The following is a 7,251-nucleotide window of genomic DNA, read 5'->3' as shown; positions in this document are numbered from 1 at the left end:
TTACGAGGCAACGGTTACCGTCGCCTCGATCATGATCTGGCTCCGAGCGAAACCGGACCGGAGCCGACCATGATCCGTCAGATGCGCTCTAGTTCTCCGGGACGGCCGGTCGCGTACGTACAACTACGCAAGGGCGCGGGCCAGTTCGGCGCGTGACCTGATCCCCAGCTTCGGATAGACACGCTGCAGGTGGGTGGTGACCGTACGCGGCGACAGGAACAGCCGCTCGGCGATGTCCCGGTTGCTGAGCCCTTCGGCCGCGAGCCGGGCGATCTGCGTCTCCTGCGGGGTGAGCCGCTGTGCCACGCCGGACGGGCGGCGCAACGTCTCCCCCGAGGCGCGCAGCTCGGCCCGGGACCGGTCGGCCCAGGCGGTGGCGCCGAGCGCGTCGAAGGCGGTGGCCGCGGCCCGCAGCAGCGGCCGGGAGTCGGCGGGGCGACGCCGGCGGCGCAGCCAGGCCCCGTACGCGTGCTGCCGTCGCGCCTGCTCGAACGGCCACCCGGTCAGATCGTCGGCGAGCGCCTTCTCGTACGCGACGTCGGTGTCGGCGAGGACCGCCCGCGCGTACCCGAGCCCGATCCGCAGCGCCGGCGACGGCCCGTCCGGCAGGCCCGCCACGACGGACCGCAGTTCGGCCTGCGCCCCGCATCCGGCGGCCGCCTCGGCCAGGTGGGCGAGCAGGCCCGGCCGGGTGTGCGGGTGGTAGGACACGTCCGCCGGGTCGTAGATCCGGCGGAGCTCCCGGAACGCCTCGTCGGGCCGCCCCGCGCCGAGGGCGGCGACCCCGCGAACCTTGCGGACCAGCGCCAGCAGCGGGGTCCGGCCGGCCGGCAGCAGCATCGCCTCGGCCTGCTCGGCCAGCCGCAGCGCCTCCGCCTCGCCGCCGCGCAGCGCCTCGGCGAACCCGACGGCCAGCAGTCCGGCCGGTGCCCAGGCGCCGGTCGCGGTCTCGGCGGCCAGCCGCCATCCCTCGGTCCCGGCGTCCAGTGCGGTCCGCACGTCACCCAGCAGCCCGGCCGCCGTGGCGTGGGCGATCAGGGTGCCGGCGAGCACCGCGACGCGGCCCTGCTCGCGCAGCCCCACCTCGGCGGTGGTGTAGAACGCGGCCGCAAGATCGTAGGCGCCGATCGCGTTCGCCGCGTTGCCCAGCTGGTTGCGGTCCCAGGCGTTCGGGTCACTGCCGGCGACGGCGGCCATCCGGCGCAGGCATTCCTCGCCACGCTCCCGCGGGGCGAGCATCGCCTGCACGTGGATCCACTGCACCTCGGGCAGGGGCCGGCCGGCGCCCTCGACGGCGGTGAGAAGCCGGTCGATCAGGCGCGGATCCGGGTTGGACCAGTGGGCGCGCAGGGCGACCGCGCCGAGCATCTCGACCGCGGCCGCGGCCTCGCCCTCCCGGCACAGCCGCTCGACCGCGTCGGCGAACCCGGACAGCCGGCCGTCGCCGGTCCATCCGGTGCCCTGCAGAACCTCGCGGAACAGGCCCAGCAGCGCCTGGTCACCCGGCGTCAGGTCGTCCTCGCGGATCTCGCCGAGCAGCCGGACCGCCGTCGTGAGGTCGCCCTGCTGCATGGCCATGTCGCCGGCCCGCAACTGGCGGTGGCCGCGCGCCCGCGGGTCGGCGCTGAGGCGTACCGCCTGTTCGAAAGCGGCCATCGCGGTGCCGGCGGCGAGCCCGTCGCTGGACCGGAGCGCGATCTCGGTCAGCTCGCGGGCGAGGTCCTCGTCCGGGCCGCCCGCGCCGGCCGCCCGGTGCCAGATCCGGCGTTCCGGATCGGCGACCACCCCGGCCAGCGCGGCATGCGCCTGCCGTCGCCGCCCCACCGTCGCCGACTGCTGCAACGCCGACCGCAGCAGCGGATGCCGGAACTCCACCCGGAACCGGCCGTCCAGCCGCACCAGTTTGGTGGCGACCGCCGGTTCCACGTCGTCCGGGCCGAGATCGCCGTCGTGCACGCGCCGGGCCGCGGCCACCGTCTCGTCCAGGTCGTCGCCGTCGTTCAGCGCCGCCACCAGCAGCAACGTCCGGGTCGCCGGGGGCAGCTCGTCGACCAGCGCGGCGAACGTCCGCTCCACCCGGGTGCTCAACGGGATCGCCGACGGCAACAGCGCCGAGCCGCCGGACCGGGCCGCCGCCCGCCCCAGCTCGACCAGCCCGAGCGGATTCCCGCCGGCCTCGGCGAGGACCCGCGCCGCCAGCGCCTCGCCCAGCTCCGGCGCGACCCGGGCCAGCAGGTCACGGGAGTCCCGCTCACCGAGCGGCTCCAACGGCAGCTCCGCCAGCCCGGCCCCGGCCAGCCGCCGTTCCACGTCCTGCCCGTCGCGCGCGGTCAGCACCATGGCCACCGGATCGGCTTCCAGGCGCCGCGCCACGAACGCCAGCGCCTCCCAGCTCGGCGTGTCCAGCCACTGCGCGTCCTCCACCGCCACGAGCGCCGGCGTCTCCCCCAGAAGTCCGAGAAGGATCATCGCGGCCAGGGCCGGTGGCGTGTCCGCGTCATTCAGCACCGCGTCCGCCAGGTCCGGCGCCCCGCGCACCAGCCGGTGCAGTCCCGCGTACGGGATACGCACCTCGGCCTGCACCCCCGCGGTGCCGACCACCCGCATCCCCGCCGCCGTGGCCCGCTCCACGGCATGTTCCAGCAACGCCGACTTACCGATCCCCGCCGCACCGCGGATGACCAGCGCCCCACCACCTCCTTCGGCAGCCCCGCGCAACAGAGCCGCCACCATGTCCAGTTCCGCCCCACGCCCCAGGATCATTCAAAAATCCTAATCTCGTACGCCTGGGCCGAGGCGCCGCCGGATCCCGCGGCCCCACGGCGCCGTCCCGGCCGTGCCGCGCCCGCCGGGCGTGAGCGCGCCGTCACCCGCACGGCGACTACAGTGGAGCACTCGACCGCCGGGGGACGGGGAGCGCCCGTGAGCCAACTGACCGATCTCGCCCAGAAAATCCGGCCTTCGCTGGCGCTGCTGGCCGGCGAGGCCGAGGCCCTCCGCCTGGACGACGCCATCGGGCGGCTGCTCCGGGAGCACGCCGACGGTGTGGACGTCGACGGCCGCTTGCTGGACCTGTTCTCGTCCGTGCCCGCGGTCGAGCGCTTCGTCGACGAGGCGCTGGGCCGTAGCACCCCTCCCCAGCCGACCAAAGGGAGCTACGATCCGCTGGCCGGCGACCGGATGGGTGCGGCCCCGCAGCGGTACGAGTGCCCGTACGGTGACCATGCGGTCTGGCATCGGGTCTCGCTCTGCGACGAGGTGCCGCTCTGCGCCGAGCACCGGGTCCGGCTGGAACTGGTCGCCGCCCGATGATGGACGCGATCGGCGAGGCGGTCGCCGGGCACGTGGTCGAGCGCGCCCTGACCCGGATCGGTCCCGCCCTGGTCTTCTGGACCGGTGGAGCCCTGGCCTGGCTGTCCGCCAACGGCGGCTGGGATCGCCTGCTCGCCCTCGGCGCCGACGCCGCCGAACTGCCCGCCCTGGCCGTCCTCGCCCTGGTGGCGCTGGTCCTGGCCGGCGCCTACGCCTCCACCGCGCTGGTCACCCTGCTGACCCGGCCGGCGCTGCGCCTCCTCGAGGGCTACTGGCCGCGGCCGCTGCGCCGCCCTCTCGTGAACCGGCGGCTGAAGCGCCGAGCCGCGCTCACCGAACAGTGGCGATCCCTGGCGAAGAGGATCGAGGAGCCGCCACCCGCAACCGCCGGCACCGAGCCGGCATCTGCTGAAACGACGGCCGCCGGGACGACGACCGCCGAAGCGGCGGCCGCTGAGGTCGCGCGCGCCCGGGCCGACTTCGCCCGCTGCGAGGACCGGCTGCGGCGTCTGCCGAGCCCACGATGGATGATGCCCACCCGCATCGGCAACATGCTGCGCGCCGCCGAAACCCGCCCTTTCGAGAAGTACGGCCTGGACACCGTCGCCGTCTGGCCGCACCTGTGGATGGTCCTGCCGGAACCGGCCCGCCTCGACATCGGCGCCGCCCGCACCGCCCTGAACCGGGCCACCGCGGTCGCCGTCTGGTCGCTGGCGTTCGTCGCGTTCACCGGCTGGAGCGCCTGGGCCCTGCCGATCGGCCTGGCCCTCACCGCGTGGGCGGTCCTACTGTGGATCCCGCACCACGCCGCCCGCTACGCCGACCTGCTGGAAGCCGCCTTCGACATGCACCGCACGCTGCTCTACACACGGCTCCGCTGGCCCCTGCCCGGCAACCCGGACGCGGAACGTGACGCCGGCGCGGCCCTGACCAACTACCTGGTCCGTGGGCTCGCCGGCAACCAGCCCACGTTCACACCGGAGCCCGCCCCGTGACCGGGATCGACAAGATCGCCTGGATTCACCTGTCCGGCGGCTTCCGGCGGCCGTGACCTCAGCGGCTGCCGCAGACGGCCTCCGCCCAGTACTCGGGCTCCTCGTGGTAGACGATGTCCGCGCCGACGATTTCCCTGTCAACTCTGAGCGTGTTGCGGCGGCCCGAATTGGAGGTGTGGCCGCGTTGCAGCTTCCAGTCACTCACTGTCAGCTAGCGGATGTTGTTCTCGCCTGCCGCGACCGTCAGGTTCGGCTGGACTGCTGTTCCTCCGCTGAACTCGTACGCCTTCGCCTGGGGCTCGCGGCGACGAAGGGGATGATGGCTATGACGAGGATGGTGCCGATGATGGACAGCGTGCTGTAGCCGGTAACGGTCATGATCACGCCGCTGGCGATGCCGCAGCTGGCGTCTTCGCGGTCCAGGCGGCGGTCGGGACGCCGGTGGATGCGGCCTGGCCCGGCGGCGGCTACGTCATTAACACGTCGACATGGCGACGTCACCGCCGCGCTCTTCTTCTGGTGACTTACTCGACGATGGCGGCGGGTAGCCAACCTCGGGATATGCGCTACCGCGGGGCGGTGCCAACCCGAAGCATCAGCGGGCAAACCAGCGCTTGCCGTATACCCCCAGGGGGTATAGGTTCGGCATTGGAGGTGGTCGACATGCCGATCCACAACGAACACCACAACACTCACCAGCGTGGCCACGAGCACCAGGCGGCCGCCGGAACCCTGGACCACGTAGGCGCCCACGACAACGCCCATCACACGACCGCCGGGCATGACCACCACGCTCGCGGGCCCAGCGCCGGACCGCACGGCGGTCACGGGCACGAGGGTCATGACAAGCACGCCGGTCACGACCCGGAGATCTTCCGCCGCAAGTTTTGGCTGAGCTTGGCCCTGACCGTTCCGATCGTGCTGACCAGCCACATGATCATGGACTGGTTCGGCTACAGCCTCGATTTCCCCGGCATGGCCTGGGTCGGCCCGGTCCTGGGCACCGTCGTGTTCTTCTACGGTGGCTGGCCGTTCCTGGCCGGCGCGGTTAGCGAGGTCCGTGACCGTGCTCCGGGCATGATGCTGCTGATCTCGATAGCGATCACGGTCGCCTACACGGCGTCGCTGGCCACCAGCCTTGGCTTATTCGACCTGGACTTCTGGTGGGAGCTGGCGGCGCTGGTGACCATCATGCTGCTCGGGCACTGGCAGGAGATGAAAGCGATCGGCCAGGCCCAGGGCGCTCTTGCCGCGCTGGCCGCGCTACTACCCGATGACGCCGAACGGCTTACGAGCAGCGGCGGTGTCGAGCGGGTGCCGGTCGCCGACCTGGCCGTCGGGGACACCGTGCTGGTGCGCTCCGGCGCTCGGGTGCCGGCGGACGGTCGGATCACCGAGGGTGCGGCCGAGCTCGACGAGTCGATGATCACCGGAGAGTCGAGGCCGGTTGCGCGCGGCGAAGGCGACCGGGTGGTGGCCGGCACGGTTGCGACCGACTCGGCGATCCGGGTCCGCGTGGACGCGGTAGGGGAGAACACCGCGCTCGCGGGTATCAGCCGGCTGGTCGCGCAGGCTCAGGCAGCCGGAGGTCGGGCGCAGGTGCTGGCGGACCGGTTCGCGGCGATGCTGTTCTACATCGCCACGGTGGCCGCGGTGCTGACGTTCTTCGCCTGGTGGCTGCTCGGCGATCTGGACCAGGCGGTGGTGCGTACGGTGACGGTGCTGGTGATCGCGTGCCCGCACGCGCTCGGCCTGGCGATTCCGCTGGTGATCGCCCTGTCCACGGCGTTGTCGGCCAAGGCCGGGATCCTGGTCAAGGACCGGCTCGCTTTGGAGCGGATGCGCACCGTCGACGCGGTGCTGTTCGACAAGACCGGCACCCTCACTAAGGGCGCGCACACCGTGACCGGCACCGCCGCCGCTGACGGTTTCACCGACGACGAGGTGCTGCGTATCGCGGGGGCGGTGGAGGCCGACAGTGAACACCCCCTTGCCCAGGCGCTGACCGCGGTCGCTCACGAGCGGGGCTTGCACGCCCAGGCGAGCGGGTTCCGGTCGTTGACCGGTCGCGGCGTCCAGGCGGTCGTCGACGGACACACCTACGCCGTCGGTGGCCCGGCTCTACTCCGTGAGCTCGGCGCCACCGTGCCCACCAGCCTGCAGGAGACGGCCGGGCAGTGGTCGGCGCGGGGTGCGGCGGTGCTGCACCTGTTGCGCGTCACCGACGGCGCGACGCCCGAGGTGATCGGCGCGTTCGCGCTGGAGGACGAGGTGCGCCCGGAGGCGCGGCAGGGCATTGAGCAGCTGCGCCGTGCCGGTATCGGCAAGATCGTGATGATCACCGGGGACGCCCGGCCGGTGGCGGAGGCCGTCGCCGCCGATCTCGGCTTCCGGCCCGGTGTCGATGAGGTGTTCGCCGAGGTGCTGCCGGCCGACAAGGACCGCACGGTCGCCGAACTGCAGGCCCGCGGCCTGCGGGTCGCGATGGTCGGTGACGGTGTCAACGATGCCCCGGCGCTGGCCCGCGCTGACGTCGGCCTGGCGATCGGAGCGGGTACGGATGTGGCGATCGAGTCGGCGGGTGTCGTGCTCGCCTCGTCCGACCCCCGGGCGGTGACCGGCGTGATCCGGCTGTCGAAGGCCTCCTACCGCAAGATGATCCAGAACCTGGCGTGGGCGGCCGGCTACAACATCGTCGCCATCCCGCTCGCTGCCGGCGTGCTGGCCTGGGCCGGGATCACTCTGAGTCCGGCGGTCGGAGCGGTGCTGATGAGCGCCTCGACGATCGTGGTCGCGCTCAACGCCCAGCTACTGCGCCGGGTGAACCTGACCCCGCAACAGCAGTGACCGGCCGGCGCTGGGCAGCGGGACCAGGATCGGAACCGGGCGCACCAGGTGCGGCGCGAGCCGGGTGGCCAGCAGGCCGCGCTCGGTCAGCGCCTCG

General features: G+C 73.0%; 6 protein-coding genes. 3 read left to right on the top strand and 3 right to left on the bottom strand.

Annotated elements, in window-relative coordinates; translation table 11 throughout:
* Positions 1 to 123: 123 nt before the first annotated feature.
* Complete coding sequence (locus AB0I88_RS40700; protein ID WP_361037565.1) at positions 124 to 2,763, bottom strand: LuxR C-terminal-related transcriptional regulator; 2,640 nt, start codon at positions 2,761 to 2,763, stop codon at positions 124 to 126.
* Between the two features lie 159 nt (positions 2,764 to 2,922).
* On the opposite strand from AB0I88_RS40700, the gene AB0I88_RS40695 reads away from it, so the two are divergent.
* Both AB0I88_RS40695 and AB0I88_RS40690 read left to right on the top strand, forming a co-directional pair.
* The gene (locus tag AB0I88_RS40695) at positions 2,923 to 3,312 is read left to right on the top strand and encodes a hypothetical protein (RefSeq protein WP_361037563.1); all 390 of its coding nucleotides are present in this window, start codon (positions 2,923 to 2,925) and stop codon (positions 3,310 to 3,312) included.
* Entirely contained in the window at positions 3,309 to 4,307 is a 999-nt protein-coding gene (locus AB0I88_RS40690; protein ID WP_361037561.1) for a hypothetical protein, read from the top strand. Before AB0I88_RS40695 ends, AB0I88_RS40690 begins: the two co-directional genes overlap by 4 nt.
* A 58-nt stretch (positions 4,308 to 4,365) precedes the next feature.
* Here AB0I88_RS40690 and AB0I88_RS40685 read toward each other — a convergent pair whose 3' ends face one another.
* Positions 4,366 to 4,512, bottom strand: coding sequence for a hypothetical protein (locus AB0I88_RS40685; RefSeq protein ID WP_361037559.1), 147 nt, complete (start codon positions 4,510 to 4,512; stop codon positions 4,366 to 4,368).
* 38 nt (positions 4,513 to 4,550) lie between these two features.
* A complete protein-coding gene (locus AB0I88_RS40680; protein WP_361037557.1) occupies positions 4,551 to 5,168 on the bottom strand; it encodes a hypothetical protein in 618 nt (205 codons plus the stop codon).
* A 57-nt stretch (positions 5,169 to 5,225) separates the two neighbouring features.
* Here AB0I88_RS40680 and AB0I88_RS40675 point away from each other — a divergent pair, with 57 nt between their 5' ends.
* Entirely contained in the window at positions 5,226 to 7,154 is a 1,929-nt protein-coding gene (locus AB0I88_RS40675) for a heavy metal translocating P-type ATPase (protein WP_361037555.1), read from the top strand.
* Positions 7,155 to 7,251: the final 97 nt, after the last annotated feature.

Origin of the sequence: Actinoplanes sp. NPDC049802, assembly GCF_040656595.1 — a bacterium.
Classification (GTDB): domain Bacteria; phylum Actinomycetota; class Actinomycetes; order Mycobacteriales; family Micromonosporaceae; genus Actinoplanes.
Note: the sequence above shows the minus strand (reverse complement) of the source record. Positions and strands in the feature narration are given on the sequence as shown.

Bases quoted from the DNA above. Each gene is read 5' to 3' on its own strand.
- AB0I88_RS40700 (WP_361037565.1), bottom strand. From the start codon at position 2,763: ATGATCCTGGGGCGTGGGGCGGAACTGGACATGGTGGCGGCTCTGTTG.
- AB0I88_RS40690 (WP_361037561.1), top strand. From the start codon at position 3,309: ATGATGGACGCGATCGGCGAGGCGGTCGCCGGGCACGTGGTCGAGCGC.